At 68.8% G+C, this 23,463-nt stretch carries 14 protein-coding genes (1 of these 14 only partly in view); 3 read left to right on the forward strand and 11 right to left on the reverse strand.

From position 1 onward, the window contains the following. From NN2_RS21595 to NN2_RS21605, 3 genes are all read right to left on the reverse strand, one after another. On the reverse strand, positions 1-9,846 hold part of the coding region annotated (locus NN2_RS21595) for a non-ribosomal peptide synthase/polyketide synthase (RefSeq protein ID WP_063015714.1) (this coding region is incomplete at its 3' end). 24,111 nt of the annotated region lie to the left of the window's left edge; 9,846 of 33,957 annotated nt are visible. A 392-nt stretch (positions 9,847-10,238) separates the two neighbouring features. After that, positions 10,239-11,006 (reverse strand): precorrin-4 C(11)-methyltransferase, encoded by a 768-nt coding sequence (gene cobM, locus NN2_RS21600; protein ID WP_063015701.1) that lies wholly within the window; start codon positions 11,004-11,006, stop codon positions 10,239-10,241. Positions 11,007-11,042: 36 nt separating this feature from the next. After that, on the reverse strand, positions 11,043-11,618 hold the full coding sequence (locus NN2_RS21605) for a Uma2 family endonuclease (protein WP_063015702.1): 576 nt from the start codon (positions 11,616-11,618) through the stop codon (positions 11,043-11,045). Between the two features lie 323 nt (positions 11,619-11,941). Between NN2_RS21605 and NN2_RS38675 the strand changes: the two genes are divergently transcribed. After that, a complete protein-coding gene (locus tag NN2_RS38675) occupies positions 11,942-12,613 on the forward strand; it encodes a cupin domain-containing protein (protein ID WP_231983175.1) in 672 nt (223 codons plus the stop codon). Between the two features lie 20 nt (positions 12,614-12,633). Here the strand turns inward: NN2_RS38675 and NN2_RS21615 are convergent, their stop codons facing one another. From NN2_RS21615 to NN2_RS21625, 3 genes are all read right to left on the reverse strand, one after another. Next, entirely contained in the window at positions 12,634-13,059 is a 426-nt protein-coding gene (locus NN2_RS21615) for a PPOX class F420-dependent oxidoreductase (RefSeq protein WP_030517156.1), read from the reverse strand. A gap of 85 nt (positions 13,060-13,144) precedes the next feature. Then, the gene (locus NN2_RS21620; protein ID WP_030517155.1) at positions 13,145-13,762 is read right to left on the reverse strand and encodes a response regulator transcription factor; all 618 of its coding nucleotides are present in this window, start codon (positions 13,760-13,762) and stop codon (positions 13,145-13,147) included. After that, positions 13,759-14,958, reverse strand: coding sequence for a sensor histidine kinase (locus NN2_RS21625; protein ID WP_063015703.1), 1,200 nt, complete (start codon positions 14,956-14,958; stop codon positions 13,759-13,761). The genes NN2_RS21620 and NN2_RS21625 overlap by 4 nt, the downstream gene beginning before the upstream one ends. Before the next feature lie 129 nt (positions 14,959-15,087). On the opposite strand from NN2_RS21625, the gene NN2_RS21630 reads away from it, so the two are divergent. Then, complete coding sequence (locus tag NN2_RS21630) at positions 15,088-16,137, forward strand: ABC transporter permease (RefSeq protein ID WP_063015704.1); 1,050 nt, start codon at positions 15,088-15,090, stop codon at positions 16,135-16,137. 25 nt (positions 16,138-16,162) lie between these two features. Then, complete coding sequence (locus NN2_RS21635) at positions 16,163-16,891, forward strand: ABC transporter ATP-binding protein (protein WP_063015705.1); 729 nt, start codon at positions 16,163-16,165, stop codon at positions 16,889-16,891. A gap of 77 nt (positions 16,892-16,968) precedes the next feature. Here NN2_RS21635 and NN2_RS21640 read toward each other — a convergent pair whose 3' ends face one another. From NN2_RS21640 to NN2_RS21660, 5 genes are read right to left on the reverse strand one after another with little or no spacing between them, the layout of a single operon-like run. Beyond that, on the reverse strand, positions 16,969-18,915 hold the full coding sequence (locus tag NN2_RS21640; RefSeq protein ID WP_063015706.1) for an acetoacetate--CoA ligase: 1,947 nt from the start codon (positions 18,913-18,915) through the stop codon (positions 16,969-16,971). Between the two features lie 13 nt (positions 18,916-18,928). Then, positions 18,929-19,741: an HpcH/HpaI aldolase/citrate lyase family protein gene (locus NN2_RS21645; protein WP_063015707.1), complete on the reverse strand. Its 813-nt coding sequence runs from the start codon at positions 19,739-19,741 to the stop codon at positions 18,929-18,931. An 8-nt stretch (positions 19,742-19,749) separates the two neighbouring features. Continuing rightward, the gene (locus NN2_RS21650; RefSeq protein ID WP_063015715.1) at positions 19,750-20,235 is read right to left on the reverse strand and encodes a MaoC family dehydratase; all 486 of its coding nucleotides are present in this window, start codon (positions 20,233-20,235) and stop codon (positions 19,750-19,752) included. 8 nt (positions 20,236-20,243) lie between these two features. Next, complete coding sequence (locus NN2_RS21655; protein WP_063015708.1) at positions 20,244-21,404, reverse strand: acyl-CoA dehydrogenase family protein; 1,161 nt, start codon at positions 21,402-21,404, stop codon at positions 20,244-20,246. Continuing rightward, on the reverse strand, positions 21,401-23,458 hold the full coding sequence (locus NN2_RS21660) for an acetyl-CoA carboxylase biotin carboxylase subunit (RefSeq protein WP_063015716.1): 2,058 nt from the start codon (positions 23,456-23,458) through the stop codon (positions 21,401-21,403). Before NN2_RS21660 ends, NN2_RS21655 begins: the two co-directional genes overlap by 4 nt. Between the last annotated feature and the right edge of the window lie 5 nt (positions 23,459-23,463).

Here is a 23,463-nt window from a genome sequence, read left to right on the forward strand (position 1 = left end):
GATATCGAGTTCGCCGGTCAGCCGCACCGCGGCCGGGATGTTGTTGGTCGCCGAATCGGTGTCGAAGCGGTTGAGGAACCACATCCGCTGCTGTGCCAGCGAGAGCGGCGGGAACTCCGGGCGCGTGCGAGGCGTCAGCGCCTGGCGCACACCGGATCCCACCTGGGATTCGACGCGCGCGGCCAAGCCGGCCACGGTGGGTGCCTCGAAGACCGTGCGCACGCCGACCTCGGCGTTCAGCGCGGCGCTCAGCCGCGCCACCACCTGGGTGGCGATCAGCGAGTTGCCGCCCAGATCGAAGAAGTCGTCGTCCACACCGACCGGACGCTCGCTGGTGTCCAGGCCGAGTACGTCGGCGAAGGTCGCCGCGACGATCTCCTCGACCGGCGTGGACGGCGCCCGGAATTCGCGGGCCGCGAACACCGGCTCCGGCAGCGCGCGCCGGTCCAATTTGCCGTTCGGGTTCAGCGGCATCGCGTCGAGCGTGACGATCGCGGACGGAATCATGTACGACGGCAGCAACTGCGCCAGATGTGCGCGCAGCACCTCGAGGTCCACCACGCCGCCGGCCGGCACCACGTAGGCGACGAGCTGATCGCCCAGGCGCGCGTCCGAACGCACCACCGCGACCGCCTGGGCCACGGATTCGTGTGCGACGAGGGCGGATTCGATCTCCCCGAGCTCGATGCGCAGACCGCGCACCTTCACCTGGAAGTCGGTGCGGCCCAGGTACACGATCGCACCGTCGGCGCCGCGGCGCACCAGGTCACCGGTGCGGTACATCCGGGAGCCGTAGTCGGCGAACGGATTCGCGACGAAGCGGTCGGCGGTCAGGTCGGCACGGCCGAGATAACCGCGGGCCAGCTGATCGCCGGCCAGATACAGCTCACCCGCGACACCCGGCGGCACCGGATGCAGTCGCGCGTCCAGCACGTAGGCCTGCGCGTTCCACACCGGCAAACCGATCGGCACCGCGCCGCGGACGCCGTCGGCCACCCCGGCGTGGGTGGCGTGCACGGTGAATTCGGTGGGACCGTACAGGTTGTACAGCTGTGCCGTGCCGACCCGGCGGAACGCCTCGACGGCATCGGAGGTGAAGGCCTCACCGGCGACGAACAACGCCCGCAGCGACGCCAGCGCGGAACTGTCGACCGCACCGGAGAAGACGGTGAGCATCGAGGGCACGAACGAGGTCGTGGTGACCTGTTCGGCGGCGATCACATCGGCGAGATAGCGCGGATCGCGATGCCCGTCGGGGGTGGCCACGACCATCCGGCCACCGACCGACAGCGGGGCGAACAACTCCCACACCGAGACGTCGAAGGTGGCGGGCGTCTTGAACAGCACGACATCGTCGGCGCCGATGCCGTATTCGCCGGTGATCCAGCGGATCTGGTTCACCACCGCGGAATGCGGGACGGTCACGCCCTTCGGGCGGCCGGTCGAGCCGGAGGTGAAGATCGTGTACGCCGGATTCGACGGACGCAGCGGGGCGAGACGGTCCGCATCGGTCAGCGGCTCGTCGGAGTAGTCCGCGAGGTCGAGCTCGTCCAGGCACAGGACCGTACGGTCACCGGCCTCGACGTCGGCCGCGTTCGCCGAGGTGGTCAGTACGCAGACCGGTTCGGCGGTGTCGAGGACGTAGCCGATGCGGTCGGCGGGCTGATCCAGGTCCAGCGGCACATAGCCGCCACCGGCCTCGAGCACCGCGTACATGGCGACCACCAGGTCCGTCGAACGCCGCAGTCCCAGCGCCACCCGCGCCTCGGGGCCCACGCCCGCCTCGACCAACCGCCGCGCCAACCGGCGCACGCGGGCCCCGAATTCGGCGTAGGTCAGGGTTTCACCGGCCTCGCGGTCCACCACCGCGACCGCATCCGCGTGGGTGCGGGCGGCCTCGGCGAACAGCTCGGGAAGCAGTGTCGCGGAACCGATCTCGCGCGAGGTGTAGTTCCACTCGCGCAGTTCCCGATCGGCCTCGAGCGCGTCGATCAGCGCGATGTCACCGATGGGGCGGTCCGGATCGGCCACCACCGCGGCCAGCACCCGGTCCAGGCGCTTGGCGAATCCGGCGATCGTCGGCTCGTCGAAAAGGTCGAGCGCATAGGAGAACTCGGCGGACATGCCCGCCGCCGCCCCTTCGGCGTCCGGCGCCTCCTGCAGGGTGAGCTGCAGGTCGAATTTCGCCAGCCGGGCGTCGTAGTCGATGCCGTTGACCGACAGGCCGGGCAGCTCCAGGCTGGCGTGGCGGATGTTCTGGAAGGCCAGCATCACCTGGAACAGCGGATGCCGGGCCTGCGAACGGGCCGGGTTGAGCACCTCGACCAGCCGCTCGAACGGCACGTCGGCATGGGCGAAGGCCTGCAGATCGGTATTGCGGGCCTGGGCCAGCAGTTCGGCGAAGGTCATTGCGCCGTCGACGTTCGTGCGCAACACCAGCGTGTTGACGAACATGCCGATCAGATCGTCGAGCGCGGCCTCACCGCGCCCGGCGACCGGGGTGCCGATCGCGATATCGGAGGTACCCGACAGCCGCGCCAGCAGGATCGCCAGCGCGCCGTGCACCACCATGAACGGCGAGGCGTTGTACCTGCGGCCGAGGTCGGCCAGTCGCCGCTGGGTTTCCGGCGAGATGACGAACGAATAGGTGCCACCGCGATACGTCGCGACCGCCGGGCGCGGCCGGTCGGCGGGCAGCACCAGTTCGTCGGGCAGATCGGCGAGTTCGCGGGTCCAGTACCGAATCTGGTTGGAGATCAACGAGTTCGGATCGTCCTCGGAACCCAGCACCTCGCGCTGCCACAGCGCGTAGTCGGCGTACTGCACCGGCAGTTCGGTCCAGGCCGGCTGCTCCCAGTTGGTGCGCGCGGCGTAGGCGACCATCACGTCGCGGGCCAGCGGATGCATCGACCAGCCGTCGGCGGAGATGTGGTGCACCACCATGCCGAGCACGTACTCGGTCTCGCTGATCTCGAAGAGCCGGGCGTGCAACGGCACTTCGTTGGTCACGTCGAACGACATGGAGGCCAGTTCGACCAGGTGGTCGATGAGATTGTGCTCGGTCACCGGCACCGGGGTCAGGTCCGGCACGATCTGCGCGGCGTCGAGCACCACCTGCACCGGCGCACTGCCGGTCTCCGGGAACACCGTGCGCAGCGATTCGTGGCGGTCGATCACGTCGATGACCGCGACCTGCAGCGCGGCCACGTCCAGTTCACCCGACAGCCGCATGGCGACCGGGATGTTGTTGACCGCCGAGGAGGTGTCGTAGCGGTTGAGGAACCACAGCCGCTGCTGTGCGAGCGACAACGGCACCTGTTCGGGGCGCTCCCGTGCCACCAGCGACTTGCGCGCACCGTCGCCCGCATGCGATTCCACTCGCGCGGCCAGCGCGGCCACGGTGCTCGCCTCGAACAGCATGCGCAACGGGACGCGGGTGTCGAGCGCGTTGCCCAAGCGCGAGGCCACCTGGGTGGCGATCAGCGAATTGCCGCCGAGGTCGAAGAAGTCGTCGTCCGCGCCCACCCGGGCCACGCCCAGAACCTCGCCGAAGGTCTGGGCGACGATCTCCTCGATCGGCGTTGCCGGAGTGCGGAATTCGCGCACCTCGAAAACCGGCGCGGGCAACGCTTTGCGGTCCAGCTTGCCGGACGGGTTCAGCGGCAGCGCGTCGAGCACCACGATCGCCGAGGGCACCATGTACGCCGGCAGCCGCCGGTGCAGCGACGCCTTGATGTTGTCGATGTCGACCGGCCCGGCCGGGGTGACCGCGTAACCGACGAGCTGATCACCGGCGACGGTGTCCAGAACGAGAACCACGGCCTGGTTGACCGCCGGATGCTCGGTGAGCGCGGCCTCGATCTCCCCGAGTTCGATGCGCTGACCGCGGAACTTCACCTGGAAGTCGGTGCGGCCGATGTATTCCAGCACGCCCGCGCGGCCGACCTCGGGTGCGTCCGGTTCGGTCCAGCGGACCAGGTCACCGGTGCGGTACAGCCGTGATCCGGGCGGGCCGAACGGGTCGGCTACGAATCGATCGGCGGTCAGGTCGGGGCGGCCGTGATAGCCGCGCGCGACCTGCACCCCGCCGAGGTACAGCTCACCGGGCACCCCGACCGGAACGGGAGACAGACCCTGGTCGAGTACGTAGGCGCGCGTGTTCCACACCGGGCGGCCGATGGGCACCGTGGCGGGGGCGACGGTGTCCAGGTGCCATGCGGTCGCGTGCACGGTGAATTCGGTCGGGCCGTACAGGTTGTGCAGCGCGGCGGTGGAGAACTGCCGGAACGCGGTCACCGTCGCCGGCGGCAGCGCCTCTCCGGCGACGAGAACGGCACGCAGCGAGGCACATTCGGCCGGAACCGCGGCACCGACGAAGACCGACAGCATCGACGGCACGAACGACGTCATGGTGACCCGATGACGACCGATGATCTCCGACAGATACACCGGATCGCGATGCCCGTCCGGTGCCGCGATGAGCATCTTCGCACCGACCGCCAGCGTGCCGAACAACTCCCAGACCGACACGTCGAAGGTCACCGGGGTCTTCTGCAGCACCACATCGGCCGGCCCCATGCGGTATTGCGCGGTGATCCAGGCGATCTGGTTCACCACGGCGGCATGTGCGACCGCGACACCCTTCGGACGGCCGGTGGAGCCGGAGGTGTAGAGCACGTATGCGGTATTGCTCGCCCGCAGCGGGGCGAGTCGATCGGCATCGCCGACCGGGGTCGGCGGATAGTCGTCCAGGTCGACGGTGTCGACCGCGATCACCGGGATGTCGCTCGCGGCGACCCCGTCGTCGATGGTCGTCAGCAGGCAGACCGGGCCCGAGGAGGCCAGCACGTAGTCGGTGCGCTCGGCCGGATGGTCGGGGTCGAGGGGCACATAACCACCACCGGCGGTCATCACCGCGTAGATCGCGACGAGCATATCCACCGAACGCCGGATACCGACGCCGACCAGTGACTCCGGTCCCACGCCGAGGTCGATCAGTTTGCGAGCCAAACGATTGACGCGCGCGTCGAATTCGGCGTAGGTGAGCTCGATCGGCTCCCCGCCGTCCTCGCGCATGCCGCCGTCGAACAACACGGCGAGCTCGTCGGGCCGCTGCCGTACCTGCTCGGCGAACAGATCCAGCACCGTCGGAGCCGAAACTCCGTGCGCGGTCTCGTTCCAGCCCGAGAGCACCGTGACCCGTTCGGCATCGTCGAGCAGATCGATCTCACGCACCGCCGTATCCGGGTGCGCGGCAACAGATTTCAGGATCCGCAGATAGCGTTCGGTGAATTCGGCGACGGTCGGCGCGTCGAACAGATCGGTGGCGTAGGAGACCTCCGCAACCATCCCGGCGGGCGCACCGGAGCCGGAACGCTCCTCGGTGATGGTCCACTGCAGGTCGAATTTGGCGATGTCGACGTCCAGTTCGTCGGCGGTCACCGACAATCCGGGCAGTTCCAACGTGGCGTGCGACATCTCCTGGAACGACAGCATCACCTGGAACAACGGATGCCGCGCCTGCGAGCGGGTCGGGTTCAGCACCTCGACCAGTCGTTCGAACGGCACGTTGACGTGCGCGAATCCGGCGAGGTCGACTTCCCGGGTCTGCGCCAGGAATTCGCTGAACGCGATGCTGCCCTCGACCTCGGAACGCAGCACCAGCGTGTTGACGAACATGCCGATCAGGTCGTCGAGCGCCTGTTCACCGCGACCGGCGACCGGCGTGCCGACAGCGATATCGCTGGTACCCGACAACCGGGCCAGCAGAACGGCCAACGAGGCGTGCATGACCATGAACAAGCTGACGCCGTGGGCACGCGCCAGTTCGACCAATTGCCCATGCAATTCGGCGTCGATGGCGAAATCGACCCGGCGGCCGCGGAAGCTCTGCACCGGCGGCCGCGGGCGATCGGCGGGCAATTCCAGCTGATCCGGCAGACCGGCCAAAGCTTCTCGCCAATACCCGATTTCGCGGGCGGCGATGGAATCCGGATCGGCCTCCGAACCGAGCAGTTCCCGCTGCCAGAGGCTGTAGTCCTGGTACTGGACCGGAAGCGGTGACCACGCGGGGGCCGAGCCGGCCGCACGGGCCAGATATGCGGCCGCGACGTCGCGGGCCAGGGGACCGAAGGAGAATCCGTCCGCGGCGATGTGGTGAACGACGAAAGCGACCGCGAAGTCCCGCGTTCCGTTGTCGCGGCCGGCGGAGATCTCGAATATCCGCACCCGGATCGGCAGTTCCCGAGACACATCGAATCCGGCGGACGCGAAGGCCGCCAGCGCATCGTGCAGATCCGCCGCGTCGATCGGCTCCACCTCGATACCCAGGTCGACCTGTTCGGCCGGAATAACGAACTGATAGCCGCCCGCGCCGGACTCGGGGAAGATGGTGCGCAGCGATTCCTGCCGCTCCACCACGTCGCGCAGCGCGGTCTGCAGCGCGTCGATGTCGACGGTGCCGCTCAGCCGCACCACGAAGGGCAGGTTGTAGGTGGGTGCGGCGGGGTCGAACTGGTTGATGAACCACATCCGCTGCTGTGCCAGCGACAGCGGAACCCGGTCCGGGCGATGCTGCGCGACCAGCGGCGGACGCGCCGCGAATTCGCCGTCGGCGCCGTGTTCGGCCGCGGCGTCGGCCCGGGCCGCGATACCCGCCACGGTGGGCGTCTCGAACAGCGCGCGCACACCCAGCTGCACGCCGAAGGCGGCGGAGATGCGCGCGACGACCTGGGTCGCCACCAGCGAGTTGCCGCCGAGGTCGAAGAAGTTGTCGTCCACGCCGACCCGGGGCTGGCTCAGTACGTCGGCGAAGACGCCGGCGACGATCTCCTCGGCCTGCGTGCGGGGGGCGCGGTAACCGGTCGCATCGGCGCTGAAAACGGGTTCGGGCAGCGCTTTGCGATCCAGCTTGCCGGAGGTGTTGAGCGGGAACGCGTCCAGCACCATGATCGCGGCGGGCACCATGTAGCTGGGCAGCTTCTCGGCCACGAACCGGGTGAGATCCGCCGAATCGATCGAATATCCCGGCGCCGGAACGACATACGCGACCAGCTGCTGACCGGTCGCGGTGTCGACCACCAGGACGACGGCCTGGCTGACCGCCGGATGGGCGAGCAGATCGGTTTCGATCTCGCCGAGCTCGATGCGCTGGCCGCGGAACTTGACCTGGAAGTCGGTACGGCCGATGTACTCCAGCACACCGGTCCCGTCGGCCTGCCGGCCCCAGCGCACCAGGTCACCGGTGCGGTACATGCGCTCGCCGGTGCTCGAGAAGGGATTGGCGACGAACCGATCCGAGGTCAGATCGGGCCGGCCGCGGTAGCCACGGGCCAGCTGCCGTCCACCCAGATACAGCTCACCCGGGGCGCCGATCGCGGCCGGACGCAACCGCGAATCCAGCACGTAGACATCGACATTCCATTCCGGGATACCGATCGGGACCGTGGTGGCGTCGGCGGCGGTGGCCTCCCAGTAGGTCACCGAGACCGCAGCCTCGGTGGGGCCGTAGAGGTTGTGCAGGCCGGCGTCCGGGTTGATCGCCCGGAACATCGCGGCGGTCTCCGGCGGCAGCGCCTCACCGATGACGAAAACCGCACGCAGCGAATCACATCGACCCGCGCTGGCGTGCGAGGCGAAAACCGTCAGCATCGACGGCACGAAGTCGGTGACGGTCACCGCGTGCCGCTCGATCATCTGCGCGACGTAGACCGGATCGCGATGCCCGTCCGGATCGGCGACCACCAGTTTCGCGCCGACCATCAGCGGCAGGAAGTAACCCCACAGCGAGACGTCGAAGGTGGTGGCGGTCTTCTGCAGATAGACGTCGGCCTCGGTCAGGCCGTATTCGTGCAGCATCCACAGCTGCTGATTGACGATGGCGTGGTGGGTGACCGCGACGCCCTTGGGCCGGCCGGTCGAACCGGAGGTGTAGATGACGTAGGCGGTGTTGTCCGCGCGCAGCGGCGCGAGCCGGTCGGCGTCGGTGATCGGCGCATCGGACACACCGGTGGTGTCGAGCGTGTCGATCTGCACCTGCCGCACCGAATCCGGCAGGTCCACCTCGTCGGTGGAGCTGGTCAGCACGCACACCGGGCCCGCGCTGTCGAGGATATAGGCGGTGCGCTCGGCCGGATGATCCGGATCGATCGGCACGTACGCGCCACCGGCCTTCAGCACCGCGTGCATGCCGACGACCAGATCCAGCGAACGCCGCATGCCCAGTGCCACCAGCGATTCCGGGCCCACACCGTCGGCGATCAGGGTCCGCGCCAGGCGGTTGACCCGGGCGCCGAATTCGGCGTAGGTCAGCGTCTGCCCCTGGAAGTCGATGGCGGTCCGGTCGGGCGTGCGCGCGATCGCGGCGTCCAGCAGGGCCGGCAGCGTGGTGGTCGGCACCTCGTGGACGGAGCGGTTCCAGCCGGTGACGGTTTCGGCCCGCTCGACGGCCGTGGTGATCGGCAGACCCCACAGCCGCTCCTGCGGAGCCGCCTGCAGGAACCGGTCGAAGAATTCGAGGAAGCGCGAATGATGGTGGCGCGCTTCGTCTTCGGTGTAGAGGTTCGGGTTGGTCTCGAAGTCGATCCGGGACCGCGCGCCGCCCTCGGTCTGATAGAAGTTGACGCCGAGATCCTCGATGGAACCGGTGGAGAGCACATGCAAGCGGCCCGGCGTGCTGCCGAGTACCAGCTCGTCCTGGAACAACATGATGTTGACCCAGGGGCCGAAGAACTCCTTGGTCACCACTCCGTCGCCGCTGCCCGATTCCCGGCCGGCGGCGGCGCTGTCACGGCGAATGTCCTCGTGCCGGTACCGCTGGTGACGCAGCGCACCCGACACCTCCACCTGCACCGACTTCAGCAGGTCGGTGACGGTGGTGTCGTGGCCGACGCGCAGGCGCAGCGGGACGATGTTCGAGGTGGCGCCACCGGAACGCCGCATCACCGCGGTGGTGCGCGCGGTGACCGGAAGGCTCAGAATGACGTCCTCGGCGTCGGTCCACTGCGCCAGATAGGCGGCGAAACCCGCGATCAGCAGGGCGGCCGGCGAGGAGTCGTGGCGACGAACGGCTTCGGCGAGCAGGTCGTTGCGATCGTCGGACAGAGCGGCGCCGACCACGTCGTTCAGCGGGGCCGGGGCGGCATTGCGGCCGGTGAGGCTGGTGCCCTCCTCCAGACCGGCCACCCGCTCGGCCCAGTACTGCTTGTCGCTCTCGAAGCGGGTGCTGTCGCGGTAGGCGAATTCGGATTCGACCAGGTCGCGCAGGTCGGAGGCCTTCAACGCGGCGGGCTCGACGCCGTTGCGATAGGCGGTGTAGCGCTCGGCGATCCGGTTGACCTGGTTCACCGCGCCGAAGCCGTCGAGCACGATGTGATGGGCACGCGAGTACCAGAACCAGCGGTCGTCGCTGAGCTGCAGCGCGGCCGAGCGGACCAGGCGGTCGGTGATGATGTTCAGCGGGCGGCCGTAGTCGGCGCGCATCCACTCGTGCGCGGCCGCTTCCGGATCGGCGGCATCGCGCAGATCGATGTGCTCGACGCCGTCGGTGTCGCCGAGGGTGTGGTCGACGTACTGCAGCGGCTCGCCGTCGCGTTCGACGATGCGCACGAAACCGGAGCCCAGCTCGTGGGACGCATCCAGGCTGGCGCGCGAGAGCACCTCGACGTCGACGTCACCGTCCAGGTCGACGTATTGGGCGATCGTGATCGGCACCTGGGGGTCCAGGTGCTGGGCATACCAGATTCCGAGCTGCGCCGGCGACAGCGGGAACAGTTGATCCCCGGATACTGCCGCGGGCGTTACCTCGCCGCCAGCTTCGCCGTTTCCGCCGAAATCCAGCCGGTCCAACCCGTAACCTCGCTTCCGGAACGCCACGCAGCGCTCCCCGATGGCACACCGATGCCGACGCTCACCTCATCCGAGCGTGGCGTCCGGCATTCGGGGCTCACTTCGATTGCAATCAGACAAAAATGTTCATAGGACCTATCCGTCCGTCGGGCCGATCTTGTTACATGGGCCCGACCACACCCACCGGCCACGGATCGGCCTCGTTTCGAGATTCGCTGATGAACACCGAACCAATCTACCGCCAGGTACCGACAATCAGCCAAGAAGGGCGATAGCGCTCCGACATCACCACTGCACTCCGTTGTCCCCGCCACCTCGACGTTCGATCCGCTGCTGGGAACCTACCGGGAATCGCCCGTCTCGAGTGACCGAAATCGCGGTGCGCGAGGGGGTCACGCGCCGGGTCCGGATACCGGGTGCCGCTCCCGTCCGGGGTCGTACAGATGGGACTGCGCACAGTCGAGCGCCGGAGTCAGGGCGCGCCCGACCAAGACCACCGCGGCCTGCCGCAGTCCGGCCGCCTCGACCTGGCCGGCGATATCGGCGAGCGTCCCCCGCAGAATCCGCTGCTGCGGCTGACTGGCCCGGTAGACCACCACGGCCGGGCAATCGGCGCCGTACTCCTGCGCCAGCTCAGCGGCCAGCTCGCGAATCCGCGTGATCGCCAGATGCAGCACCAGACTGGCCCGGGTCCGCGCGAAATTCGCCAGCGCCTCGGACTCGGGCATCGCGGTCGAGCGCGCCCGGGTCCGCGTCAGCACCACCGACTGCGCCACCTCCGGCACCGTCAGCTCGCTGCCCAGGACCGCGGCCGCCGCCGCATACGCCGGCACCCCGGGCGTCACATCCCAGGAGATACCCAGCCCGTCGAGCCGCCGCGCCTGCTCGGTCAGCGCCGAATAGATCGACGGATCCCCCGAACACAGCCGGGCCACATCCTTACCCTCGGCGTCGGCCCGCGCACAGTGCGCGACGATCTCGTCCAGATCCAGCCCCTGGGTATCGATCAACTCCGCCTCCGGCGCGCAATGCGCCAGCACCTCGGGATCCAGATACGTCCCGGCATACAGGCACACCGGAGATTCCCGTAGCAGCGCCACCGCCCGCAGCGTGAGTAGATCGGCCGCCCCGGGACCCGCTCCGATGAAATGCACGGTCATGCCCGGAGTCTAGGTGCCCGCCCGATCCCGCAACCCTCAGCCCAGCCGCCCGAGCTCGATGGTGAGCGGGCAGGGCGACGTGGTCCGGAACGTTCCGGTCGCTTCGCCTTCGTCCACATATCCGAGTTCTTCGGTGAGCCGGAATACCAACAGGCTCAGCGGCTCGTTGAGGTCGATGATCCAGTAGTGCGCGATGCCGGCTTCGGCGTATTCGCTGCGCTTGGTCACCGTATCGGTGCGACGCGAGCCCGGGGAAACGATTTCGACGACGAGCACCGCTTCCGACGTGCGAAGAATGCCGCCGGAGGTACGGACTCGTTCCAGTTCGGCACGCGTCACGACGATCAGATCCGGTCGCCTGACGGTGGCGGGTTCGTCCCGCGGGACCAACCCCAGATCGACGTCGACGTCCGGCACGGCCACCAGATCGTCCGGCAGCTGCGCGAACAACTGCATATACAGTTGCGCGCCGGCGATATTGTGCGCCGGTGTCGGTGACGGCGACACGACGAGTACCCCCTCCTGCAACTCCCAGCGATGCCGGTCGTCTTCGGGGAGCGCCACGAAGTCGGAGAGCGTCAGCAGCCGTTGCGGATACGAAAAGGCTGTCACCTCAGCTCCTCACCTCGTCTTCATGGTCGCCCCATTGTCCCACGGGGTGCATTCGAAACGGTGGAACCGAAGGATGGTGGTCCTCGCGCCACACACCCACAGTGGAGGTGCGGAGCGAGCAGCTGCGCCGCGCGTCGAACTTGTTGCCGTGCAAGCTTTTTCAACGACGCGGCCGTCCTGCAGGACGGCGGTGTGCAGTAAGCCCACAGGCGGTCTCGTGCCGTTCGCGGGGACAGCTCCCGCGCTCGATTCGCCGGCTCGCCCGGTGCCACGCGGCGTAAGATCATGCCCGGGGTCATCCACAACTCCCGAAGGTGAGCACGATGACGAAATTCGTTCAGACCATCGAGTTCAAGACCTCGCAGCTCGACGAGTTCAATCGCACGCTGGATCGGTGGCTGACGGCTACCGAGGGCACGCGCTCGGCGACGCACAGTATGGAAACCCGGGACCGCGACCATCCGGACACCTACCTGCAGATCGTGGAATTCCCCTCCTACGAGCAGGCCATGGCGAATTCCGCGCTGCCCGAGACGACCGGCTTCGCCGAAACCCTCGCCGCACTGTGCGACGAGCCGGCGGTCTTCCGCAATCTGGATCTGGTGCGTGAGGACGATATGGGGACGCCGGATGCGTCCCTGCTGGTGAAGAACTTCGACTCGGCCGACGAGACGCGGGAATTCGAATCCGGCAGCGGGCGCCTCGAGGTCGTGCAGGCACCCTCCGGCGCAGTCGGCCGGGCCGTCTTCGAGCCGGGCTGGCGCTGGTCCACGCACGTCAAGCCGATCGCCGGAACCGACAGCTGCCAGGTCTCCCACATCGGCTACTGCATCTCGGGGCGGATGCACATCCGGATGGACGACGGCACCGAGTGCGAGGTCGGCCCGGGAGATTTCATGCAGTGCCCGCCCGGCCACGACGCCTGGACCGTGGGCGAGGAAGCCTGCGTACTGGTCGACTGGGCGGCGGCCGCCGAATACGCCCGGCGGCGCTGAGTTCTCCCGGCCCCCGGCCGCTATCCGGTCATGTTCAGCCCACCGAGGATCTTGTCCGGGCGTACCCGCACGACCAGCTCACCGGGGACGGCGTTGCGGGTGCCGAATTCCTCGGCGCGGTCCGGGCCCATGTACCGCGCGGCGATGGCGGTCGCGGTGCGCAGGAGTTCGGCAGGGTCCTCGGAGAGGGTAGCGACGCCCTGCACCTGGAAATAGGCGTACGGCGGTTCGTCCAGGTCCACGCAGAGGGCGACGCGGGGGTCGCGAGCCAGCGCCTTGCCCTTGGCGGTGGTTTTGCCGGTGTTGAAGACCAGGTCGTCGCCGTCGAGGATGAACCACACCGGATTGACGATCGGGCGGCCGTCGGAGGCGACCAGAGCCAGTTTGCCGGTACGGGTTCCGGCGGCGAGGAACTCCCGCACTTCGGGATCGGTAATGGAAGGCATGAGCTCACCCTAGGAAGCGGCGGCGTGTGCGCGGGCCCCGACACGCACCGGCCGACACGGCCGCGATCAGCGAGCCCCGCACGGTTCAGATGGCCCCGCGCTCGCGCGCTCGCGCCACCGCCGACGTCCGCGATTTCACGCCCAGCTTCGAATAGATGTGCACCAGATGGGATTTCACCGTCGTCTCGCTGAGGAACAGGTGTTTGCCGATATCGCGGTTGGAATGACCGTCGGCGACCAGGCGCAGCACCTCGATCTCGCGGGCGCTCAGGGTGGTGTCCGGTTTGCGGACGCGGGTCATCAGTTTGGAAGCGACCGAGGGCGAGAGCACGCTCTCCCCCGCCGCCGCGGCGCGCACGGCGGCGAGGAGTTCGGGCGGCGGGGTGTCCTTGAGGATGTAACCGCAGGCACCCGCCTCGATGGCGCCGAGGATATCGGCGTCGGTGTCGTAGTTGGTCACGACCAGGACGTTCGGCGGATCGGGCAGGGCGCGTAGGGCCAGGGTCGCGTCCACCCCGGATTTGCCGGGACCGAAGCGCAGATCCATCAGCACCAGATCGACGTGCGTGGTGGCGCAGAAGGCCACGGCCTCCTCGGCGGTGGCGGCCTCCCCGACCACCGTGATGTCCTCGCCGGAATCCAGCAGGGCCCGCAATCCGGCGCGGACGATGGCGTGGTCGTCGGCCAGCAGGAGACGGATCACGGCAGCTCCTCCCGCGAGATGAGCTCGGCCGCAGCGGTTTCCGAGTCGTGCAGCGGAAACGACACGGTGACGGCGGTATGCCCCGGCTCGGATTCGACGTCCATGACACCACCCTGCTGTTCGACGCGGCTGCGCATGGCGTTGAGGCCGAAGGTGCCGCCGCCGAAGACCGCTGGATCGATACCGACGCCGTCGTCGACCACATCGAGATGGACGGCGTCGTCACCGTAGGTGAGCGTGATCCGCATCCGATCGGCGTGCGCGTGCCGGACCACATTCGACACCGCGCCCTGCGCCACCCGCACCAGCGCGGCCTCGACGGGCATCGGCAGCCGCATCGGCGTCCCCTCGACCACCGTGCGGGCGCTCAGCCCGGGGCCCTCGGCGCGCCGGGCGATCCGCTCGAGCGCATCACTCAGCGATTGCCCCTCGAGCACCGCCGGGGTGAGGTCGCCGATCAACTGCCGGGTCTCGACCAGATTGTCCGCGGCGGTCTCGCGGGCGAGCCGGATCTGTTGCAGCGCGGGATGATCCGGTGCGTCGCGTTCGGCGGCATGCAGCAGCATCTGGATGCTGGACAACCCCTGGGCGACGGTGTCGTGGATCTCCTGCGCGAGCCGTTCACGTTCGGCGAGTTTGCCGGCGGTGCGTTCGCGTTCGGCGAGAGTGGCACGGGTGGAGAGCAATTCGTCGATCAGCTGCTGGCGATCGGCCGCCTCGCGGAACAGCGCCCGATAGCCCAGGCCGATCGCGATCGCCACGATCGCGCCCAGGACCGGCCCGGCGATTCCGGGAACCGTCCACCCCTCGTGCAACCCCCAGCCGACCACCGAGACGATCGTGGCAGCGACGACCGCGGCCAGTCCCCACAGTCGCGGCAGCAGATGCAGATACAGGAAGAACAGTCCGAACACCAGGTAGACGGCCTCCGGAACCAGCACGATCAACGCCAGCCACAGCGCCGTGAGCCCGCCCAGCCACACCCGCGCGGCGACCGGACGCCCGCGCAGCAGCCCACCCGCGAAATAGACGAGCAGGAACAGCGCCGCGAGCACGATCACCGCGACGGTGGGCCGGGGGCCGTCGTCACCGGGCACGGCCGCGCGCACCATCACCACGACCACCAGCGCCGTCATCAACACATGGAGTCCGACCTGCAGTGCGGCGAAGACGGGGGTGAGGGGAGAGCGGTGCACGCTGCCAGCTTATGCGCGGTTACCGGGGCGGCATCCATCGAAAGGTGGATTCGGCACCCCATCGTCGGGCGGTCGCGAAGTGTCCGCGCAGGCGATGTCCACCGGCGGATTCATCGCGAAGGTGGAGATATGTTCGTCGCACTGAGAGATCTGCGGGCCGCCCGCGGCCGATTCCTGCTCATCACCCTGGTCGTCACCATGGTGGCCCTGCTGGTGAGCTTTCTGAGCGGACTCACGGCCGGCCTGGCGCATCAGAATATTTCCGCACTCGAGCGGCTGGCCGGCGGCAGCGTCGTATTCGCCGATACCGGCGCCGATCCGTCCTTCGATTCCTCGGCGCTGACCAGCGAACAGGTCGAGCGCTGGCAGCGAGCCGGAGGAAGCGTCGATCCGGTCGGCATCAGCCGTAGCCAGGCCGTCCGGGAGGGATCCGCACCGGCCCAGGTGGCGATATTCGGCGTCGACGGCAAGGCGTTCGGCAACGAGGTGGCTACCGGCCCCGGCGCCGTCGTGCTGAGTCAGGCCGCCGCCGAAGACCTCTCGGCCGGCGCCGGTGATCGCGTGTCGATCGGCGGCGGTACCTTCACGGTCGCGGCAGTCGGCGACGACGACTGGTACGCGCACACCCCGGTGGTCTGGACGACGCTGTCCGACTGGCAGCAACTCGATCCGCGCGGCGGGGCCGCCACGATTCTGGTCGCCTCCGGGGTGCCCGATACCGGTGCGGTGAACAGCGCCGCGCACACCCGCACGACGAGTGTCGACGGCGCATTGCGGGCGATCGGGTCGTATCGGGCCGAGAACGGTTCGCTCACGCTGATGACCGTGATGCTGTTCGTGATCTCCGCCCTGGTGATCGGTGCCTTCTTCACCGTCTGGACCATCCAGCGCACCGCGGATATCGCGACGCTGAAAGCGCTGGGCGCCACCACGACCGCACTGGTTCGCGACGCCCTGGGCCAGGCGCTGATCGTGCTGCTCCTCGGCGTCGGCGTCGGTGTCGGGGTGACCGCACTGGCCGGGGCGTTCATCGGCGGGGCGGTGCCGTTCGTGCTCAGCGCGGCCACGACCGTGGTGCCCGCACTCGCCCTGATCGGGCTCGGGCTGCTCGGCGCCGTGTTCGCCCTACGCTTCCTGGCCACCACCGACCCGCTCACCGCGCTCAACCAATCTCGCTGATTCGATTACCGCACAGGAGCTTTCGATGACCACCACCCTGACCGTCTCCGATCTCACCCTCACCTTCCCCGACGGCGCCGGCCGCATCACCGCCCTCGACAAGGTGTCATTGACCGTGCGCGGCGGCGAGATCGCGGCCATCACCGGTCCGTCGGGATCGGGCAAATCGAGTCTGCTGGCCACGGTGTCGACATTGGTCCGCCCGGATTCGGGCCGGATCCTGCTCGATACCGACGACGGCAGCGTCGACCTCGCCCGAGCGTCCCGGCGCGAGGCCACCACCCTGCGCCGCGAACGCATCGGGATCGTCTTCCAGCAGCCCAACCTCATCCCCGCCCTCACCGCGGTCGAACAACTCGAGGTGATGCAGCACCTGGGTGGCCACACCGTCGTCTCACCGCGCCTGCGACGCCGAACCAGGGACAAGGCGATGGATCTGCTCGACGCGGTGGGGCTGCGCGGCCACGAGAAGAAGCGCCCGGCTCAGCTGTCCGGCGGTCAACGGCAACGCGTCGACATCGCCCGCGCGCTCATGCACGACCCCGCCCTGCTGGTCGTCGACGAGCCCACCAGCGCCCTCGACCAGGAACGCGGGGCCGCCGTCATCGACCTGATTCTCGGGGTCGTCCACACCCACGCCGCCGCCACCCTGCTGGTGACCCACGACCGCACCCACCTGCACCGCATGAACGCGGTCTACCGCATGGTCGACGGCCGGTTGTCGATGGAGGAGGCCGGAGAGCTCGCCGCCTGATCACCCGCGGCCCGGATGCGGTGTGCCGCGCGTACCGGCGGCCACCGAGCGGCAGCGCACCGCTTCCGCGGCTCGGCCTACGTCGCCCGTTTCCGGGCCGGCACCTCGGCGTACCAGGTGAGCAGATCCGCATTGTCGACCGCGCTGCGTTCGACCACCCGATCCGGGTCCGCACCCTGGAACAGTTTCTTGATCGGCACCTCGAGCTTCTTGCCGGTGCGGGTGTGCGGAATGCCCGGGGCGGCGATGATTTCGTCGGGGACGTGGCGCGGTGAGACCTCGGCGCGGATCGTCGCGTTGATGCGCTGTTTCAGCTCGTCGGTCAGTTCGGCGCCCGGGGCGAGGGTGACGAACAGCGGCATCCAGTAACCGCCGTCGGGTTGTTCGGCGCCGATCACCAGGGCCTCGGCGATCTCCGGAAGTTGTTCCACCGCTTGGTAGATATCGGCCGAGCCCATCCGGATGCCGTGCCGGTTCAACGTCGAATCGGAGCGGCCGTGCACGACGATGCTGCCGTGATCGGTGACGGTGATCCAGTCGCCGTGCCGCCAGACGCCGGGGAACATCTCGAAATACGCTGCGCGATAGCGTGTTCCGTCGGGGTCGTGCCAGAACGACACCGGCATGGAGGGCATCGGGGCGGTGATCACCAACTCCCCGACCTCGCCGCGTACCGGCCGGCCCGATTCGTCCCAGGCATCCACCGCGGCGCCGAGGAACGGCACCGACAGCTCGCCCGGCCACACCGGCACCGTGCGCACGCCGCCGATGAACGCGGACACCACATCGGTGCCGCCGCTGATCGAGTTCACCTGCACACGCTCACCGACGTTGTCGCGCAACCACAGTGCCGACGACGGCGGCAGGGACGACCCGGTGATGCCGATCGTGCGCAGCGCCGAGAGATCGTGGTCGCGTCGCGGCACCACACCGGCCTTGATGCAGGCGAGCACGTAGCCGGGGCTGGTGCCGAGCACGGTGGTGCCCGTGCGCGCGGCCAGGTCGAACAGCGAATCGGCGTGCGGATAGGTCGGACTGCCGTCGTAACAGACGATCGTCGCACCCACCAGCAGGCCGGCGACCTGGAAGTTCCACATCATCCAGCTGGGGCTGGTGTACCAGAAGAAGACGTCGCCGCGGCCGATATCCGATTGCAGCGCAGCGGCTTTCAGATGTTCGAGCAGGACGCCGCCGTGCCCGTGCACGATCCCCTTCGGCAGCCCCGTGGTGCCGGAGGAGAACAGGATCCACAGTGGATGAGCGAAACCGACGGGCTCCGTGGACAATTCGGCGCCCTCCGGCGGGGCGGCCGCATTCCAGTCCAGGGCGTCGGGCACCGCACCGCCGAGGCGCGGCACCACGACGGTGGCGCGAACGGTCGGCAGCCCGGCCCGCAGGGCGGCGATATCGTCGCGTTTGTCGTGCGTTTTCCCGCCGAAGTGGTAACCGTCGGCGGTGACCAGCACGGCCGGCTCCAACTGCCCCAGCCGATCGAGCGCCGCCTTGGCCGAATAGTCCTGCCCGCAGGCACTCCACACCGCGCCGATACTGGCCGCGCCGAGGAAGGCGATCACGGCCTCGGGGATGTTGGGCAGATAGCCGACGACTCGATCGCCGAGTCCCACCCCGAGTTCGCGGAGCGTCGCCGCGAAGGAGGCGGTGCGGCCCAGCAGTTCCGCCCAGGAGATCTCGGTCAGGCCGCCCTGTTCGCCGGCGTAGACGATGGCGGGCCGGTCGGTGCGGGCGTGGCGGGCGATCTGATCGACGTAGTTCAGCAGCTGCCCCGGAAACCATTGCGCGCCGGGCATTTCGGTACTCGCCAGCACGGTGGCCGGCGCGCCGCCGAGTTCGAAGTACTCCCACAGCGCGCCCCAGAACCCGGCCAGATCGGTGATCGACCATTCCCACAGCGAGTGATAGTCGTCGAATTCTCGTCCGGTCCGGGCCCCGACGAATCGGGCGAAATCGGCGACACGCGCCGTTTCCAGGTCCCCGGCGTCGGGCTCCCACTGCGGTTGCGTCATGACTCTCCTAGGTCTACCGGGCCCCGGCACGCTGCAGAATGCGCTCGGCGTGCCGGATCACCGGGCCGTCCACCATGCGTCCCTCGAAACTGAACACACCGCGATTGTTGGGCACCTCCGCGAGCACCCGGCGGGCCCAGTCCACTTCCTCGTCCGCCGGTGCGTAGGCGGCCCGGATCACCGCGAGCTGCTTGGGATGGATGGCGACCTTGACGTCGTAGCCGACCGCCACCGCCTCGTCGGATTCCGCGCGCAACCCGTCGAGGTCGGCGATATCGAGGTACACCGAGTCCAGCGCGAACTTGCCGTACGCCTTCGCCGCCAGCAATGCGGTCGAGCGCAGCTGCCGTGCCACATCGCGATAACCACCGTCGGCGCGGCGGCTGGAATTGCCGCCGAGTCCGGCGACCAGATCCTCCGCCCCGGCCATCGAGGCGATCGCATTCGGCGCGGCCATGACCTCTTCGGTGCGCAGCGCGCCCAGCGGCGATTCGAACAGCGCGAGCACCTCGTAGTCCGACAGCAGTGAAAGTTGTTGTGCCGATTCGCATTTCGGCAACATGATGCGACGGTAGGAGGTCGAGGCCAGCGCGGTCAGGTCCGCGTCGAAGTCGTGCGTACCGGCCGCGTTGACCCGGACCACCGTCCGCTCCGGATCGAGCGGCGTGGCCATCAGCACTTCGCGCGCGGCCTCCTTGTCCCCGGCCGCGACGCCGTCCTCCAGATCGATGATCACGACGTCGGCCGCGGCGGCGGCCTTCTCGTAGCGTTCGCCCCGGTCGGCGGGGCAGAACAGCCAGGCCGGGCCCGGGATTTCCCAGTTCATCCGCTCTCCTACTCGCCGTCCGGGCGCATCCGCATCAGGGTTTTGCGGACCGCGGTGGCCACCACGTCGCCGTGCTGGTTGCGCCCGGTATGCGCGAAGGTCACGATCCCTTCGCCCGGACGGCTTTTCGACTCGCGCTTGGCGGTCACCAGGGTTTCGGCGTACAGGGTGTCGCCGTGGAACATCGGCTTCGGGAAGGCGACCTCCGAGAAGCCCAGATTGCCCACGATGGTGCCCTGCGTCAGCTGCGCCACCGACAGGCCGACCAGCGTCGACAGCGTGAGCATCGAATTGACGAGTCGCTGATTGAACGGGGGCAGACCGTCGGCGAAGGCCGCGTCCAGATGCAGCGCCTGGGTATTCATCGTCTGCGTGGTGAACGCGACGTTGTCCGCCTCGGTGATGGTGCGCCCGGGCCGATGTTCGTACAGCACACCGATTTCCAGCTCCTCGAACCACAGCCCGCGCTGCACCACCCGGCGCACCGGCTCCATCGGCTCGCTCACAGTCCCAGCTCCCGTCCGATCAGCATCAACTGCACCTCGGTCGTGCCCTCGCCGATTTCCAGAATCTTGGAATCGCGATAGTGCCGGGCCACAGCATATTCGTTCATGAAGCCGTAGCCGCCGAAAATCTGGGTGGCATCGCGGGCGTTGTCCATCGCGGCCTCGCTGGCGACCAGCTTCGCGATCGCGGCCTGCTTCTTGAACGGCTTGCCCGCCAGCATCAAGGCCGCCGCGTCGTAGTAGGCGGTGCGCGCGGCGTGCGCCCGCGCCTCCATCCGGGCGATCTTGAACGCCACCGCCTGGTTGCGGCCGATGGTGCGGCCGAACGCCTCCCGCTCACCGGCGTAGCGCACGCTCTCGTCGACACAGCCCTGTGCCGCGCCGACCGACAGCGCCGCGATCGCGATCCGGCCCTCGTCCAGGATCCGCAGGAAGTTGGCGTAGCCGCGGCCGAGTTCACCGAGCAGATTCGACTGCGGCACCCGGACGTCGGTGAAGCTCAGCGGATGGGTGTCCGAGGCGTGCCAGCCGACCTTGTTGTAGGCCGGTTCGGCGACGAATCCGGGGGTGTCGGTCGGCACCAGGATGGTGGAGATCTCCTTCTTGCCCTCCGACTCACCGGTCACCGCGGTCACGGTCACCAGCCGGGTGATATCGGTGCCCGAATTGGTGATGAACTGCTTGCTGCCGTTGATGATCCAGTCGTCGCCGTCGCGGACGGCGGTGGTCCGGGTGCCGCCGGCATCGCTGCCCGCACCGGGTTCGGTGAGTCCGAAACCCGCGAGGGCGCGCCCGGAGGTCAACTGCGGCAACCACTGCTGCTTCTGCGCCTCGTTGCCGAACCGGTAGATCGGCATGGCGCCCAGCGACACCCCGGCCTCGAGCGTGATCGCCACGCTCTGGTCGATCTTGCCGAGTTCCTCGAGCGCCAGGCACAGCGCGAAGTAGTCGCCGCCCATACCGCCGTACTCCTCCGGGAACGGCAGGCCGAACAGACCCATATCCGCCATGCCGGAAACGACCTCGTACGGGAAGGTATGGGCCGCATCGTGTTTCGCCGCCACCGGCGCGACGACCTGATTCGCGAAATCGCGAACGGTCAGCGCCAGATCTCGGTACTCCTCCGGCAGCGTGCCGGTGGACAGGAAATCGCTCATGCCTGTGCCTCTTTCTGCTCGGTGTCCGCCTGCTCGGTGTCCGATTCCTCGGTGTCCACGACGGGCTCGGCGGCGATCCGCGCCAGGACCTGTTCGACCTGCACCTGGTCGCCCGCCGCGACCAGCAGCTCCACCTTTCCGGCGACCGGCGCGGTCAGGGTGTGTTCCATCTTCATCGCCTCGACCACCACCACCGGGGTGCCGGCGGCGACCTCGGCGCCCGGGGCCACGTGCACCGCGATCACCGAACCCGGCATGGGGCTGAGTATTTCGGCGTCGGTGAGCTGTTCGTCGCCACCGCGCAGACTCGGTTCGGCCACCTCGCGCACCGCCGCGACGCCGTCGGCGCCGGCCACCCAGATCGGGCCGCCGTGTTCGGCGACCCGGTAGCGCAGCCGGATCCCGTCGAGGTCGATCGTCAGCACCGCGTCGTCGCGCGCGGCGGTCAGCGAGCGCGGCTCCCCGGCGTCGACCGCCACCCACGCGTCGGCGGGGGTGCCCGTGATCGCCACGTGCACGACGCGGTCGCCGCCCTCGAGCCGCAACACCGTGGGCGCGGCGGTGCCGATGCGCCAGCCGTTCGGGATGTCCCACGGGCCGCGCGGCGCATTCGGCCACGCCCGCAGCCAGCGCGCCACCGCCACCGCGACGAACTGGTCGTCCGTGGCCGGTGCGGGGCGGAAGTCCCCGGCGCGCCGGTCCAGCAGTCCGGTGTCGAGATCACCGCGCAGCACATCGGGATCGGCCAGCAGGAAGCGCAGGAAGTCGGTGTTGGTCCGCACGCCGAGCACCTGGGTGTCGGCCAGTGCCTGATCGAGCCGGGCGATCGCGGTCGCGCGATCGGGGCCGTGCGCGATCACCTTCGACAGCATCGGGTCGTAGTCGCTGCCGATCACACTGCCGGTGCGCAGCCCGGAATCCACCCGCACGCCCGGCCCCTGCGGCTCGGCCAGCGCCAGCACGGTTCCGCCGGTGGGCAGGAAGTCGCGGCCGGGATCCTCGGCGTAGACGCGAGCCTCGACGGCGTGACCGGTGAGCTGGATATCGTCCTGTTCGGCGACGATCTTCTGCCCGGCCGCCACGCGGACCTGGCATTCCACCAGATCGACCCCGGTCACCAGTTCGGTCACCGGATGTTCGACCTGCAGCCGGGTGTTCATCTCCATGAAGAAGAACTCGTCCGGCCGGTCGGCGGAGACGATGAATTCGACGGTGCCCGCGCCCACGTAGTCGACGCTGCGCGCGGTGTTGCAGGCGGCGGCGCCGATCCGGGCCCGCGTCTGCGGGTCCAGCAACGGCGAGGGCGCCTCCTCGATGACCTTCTGATGCCGGCGCTGCAGGCTGCATTCCCGCTCGCCCAGATGCAGCACGTTGCCGAATTGGTCGGCGAGGATCTGCACCTCGATATGCCGCGGTGTGGCGACGAACCGCTCCAGGAACAACGTGTCGTCACCGAACGCCGCGGCGGCCTCCCGGCGCGCGCTCACCAGCGCCGCGGGCAGATCGGCGGGAACGTCGACCCGGCGCATCCCCTTGCCACCACCGCCCGCCGACGGCTTGACCAGCACCGGATAGCCGATTTCGGTTGCGGCCGAGATCAATTCGTCGTCGGTGAGACCGGGCCGGGCGATACCGGGCACGACCGGCACCCCGAAGTCGGCGACGGCGTTCTTGGCCGCGATCTTGTCACCCATGATCTCGATCGCCCGCACGGGCGGACCGAGGAAGACGATGCCGGCCTTCTCCAGTGCGGCGGCGAACGCCGAATTCTCCGACAGGAAGCCGTAACCCGGATGGACGGCCTGCGCACCGGAGCGCACGGCCGCGTCGACCACCCGATCGATATCGAGATAGCTCTGCCGCGCCGGGGCCGGACCCAGCCGCACCGCGACATCGGCCTCGGCCACGTGCCGGGCGGCGACATCGGCGTCGCTGTAGACCGCCACCGAGCGAATACCCATGGCGCGCAACGTGCGGATCACGCGCACGGCGATCTCGCCGCGGTTGGCGACCAGCACGGTGTCGAAGGGCACCGGGTGAGATTTGTTCAGCATGGTGA

This window comes from Nocardia nova NBRC 15556 (genome assembly GCF_001613005.1).
GTDB lineage: Bacteria > Actinomycetota > Actinomycetes > Mycobacteriales > Mycobacteriaceae > Nocardia > Nocardia nova.

Coding starts and splice junctions, on each gene's coding strand:
- cobM (WP_063015701.1), bottom strand. CDS start 11,006: ATGACCGTGCATTTCATCGGAGCGGGTCCCGGGGCGGCCGATCTACTC.
- NN2_RS38675 (WP_231983175.1), top strand. CDS start 11,942: ATGACGAAATTCGTTCAGACCATCGAGTTCAAGACCTCGCAGCTCGAC.
- NN2_RS21615 (WP_030517156.1), bottom strand. CDS start 13,059: ATGCCTTCCATTACCGATCCCGAAGTGCGGGAGTTCCTCGCCGCCGGA.
- NN2_RS21630 (WP_063015704.1), top strand. CDS start 15,088: ATGTTCGTCGCACTGAGAGATCTGCGGGCCGCCCGCGGCCGATTCCTG.
- NN2_RS21635 (WP_063015705.1), top strand. CDS start 16,163: ATGACCACCACCCTGACCGTCTCCGATCTCACCCTCACCTTCCCCGAC.
- NN2_RS21640 (WP_063015706.1), bottom strand. CDS start 18,915: ATGACGCAACCGCAGTGGGAGCCCGACGCCGGGGACCTGGAAACGGCG.
- NN2_RS21645 (WP_063015707.1), bottom strand. CDS start 19,741: ATGAACTGGGAAATCCCGGGCCCGGCCTGGCTGTTCTGCCCCGCCGAC.
- NN2_RS21650 (WP_063015715.1), bottom strand. CDS start 20,235: ATGGAGCCGGTGCGCCGGGTGGTGCAGCGCGGGCTGTGGTTCGAGGAG.
- NN2_RS21655 (WP_063015708.1), bottom strand. CDS start 21,404: ATGAGCGATTTCCTGTCCACCGGCACGCTGCCGGAGGAGTACCGAGAT.
- NN2_RS21660 (WP_063015716.1), bottom strand. CDS start 23,458: ATGCTGAACAAATCTCACCCGGTGCCCTTCGACACCGTGCTGGTCGCC.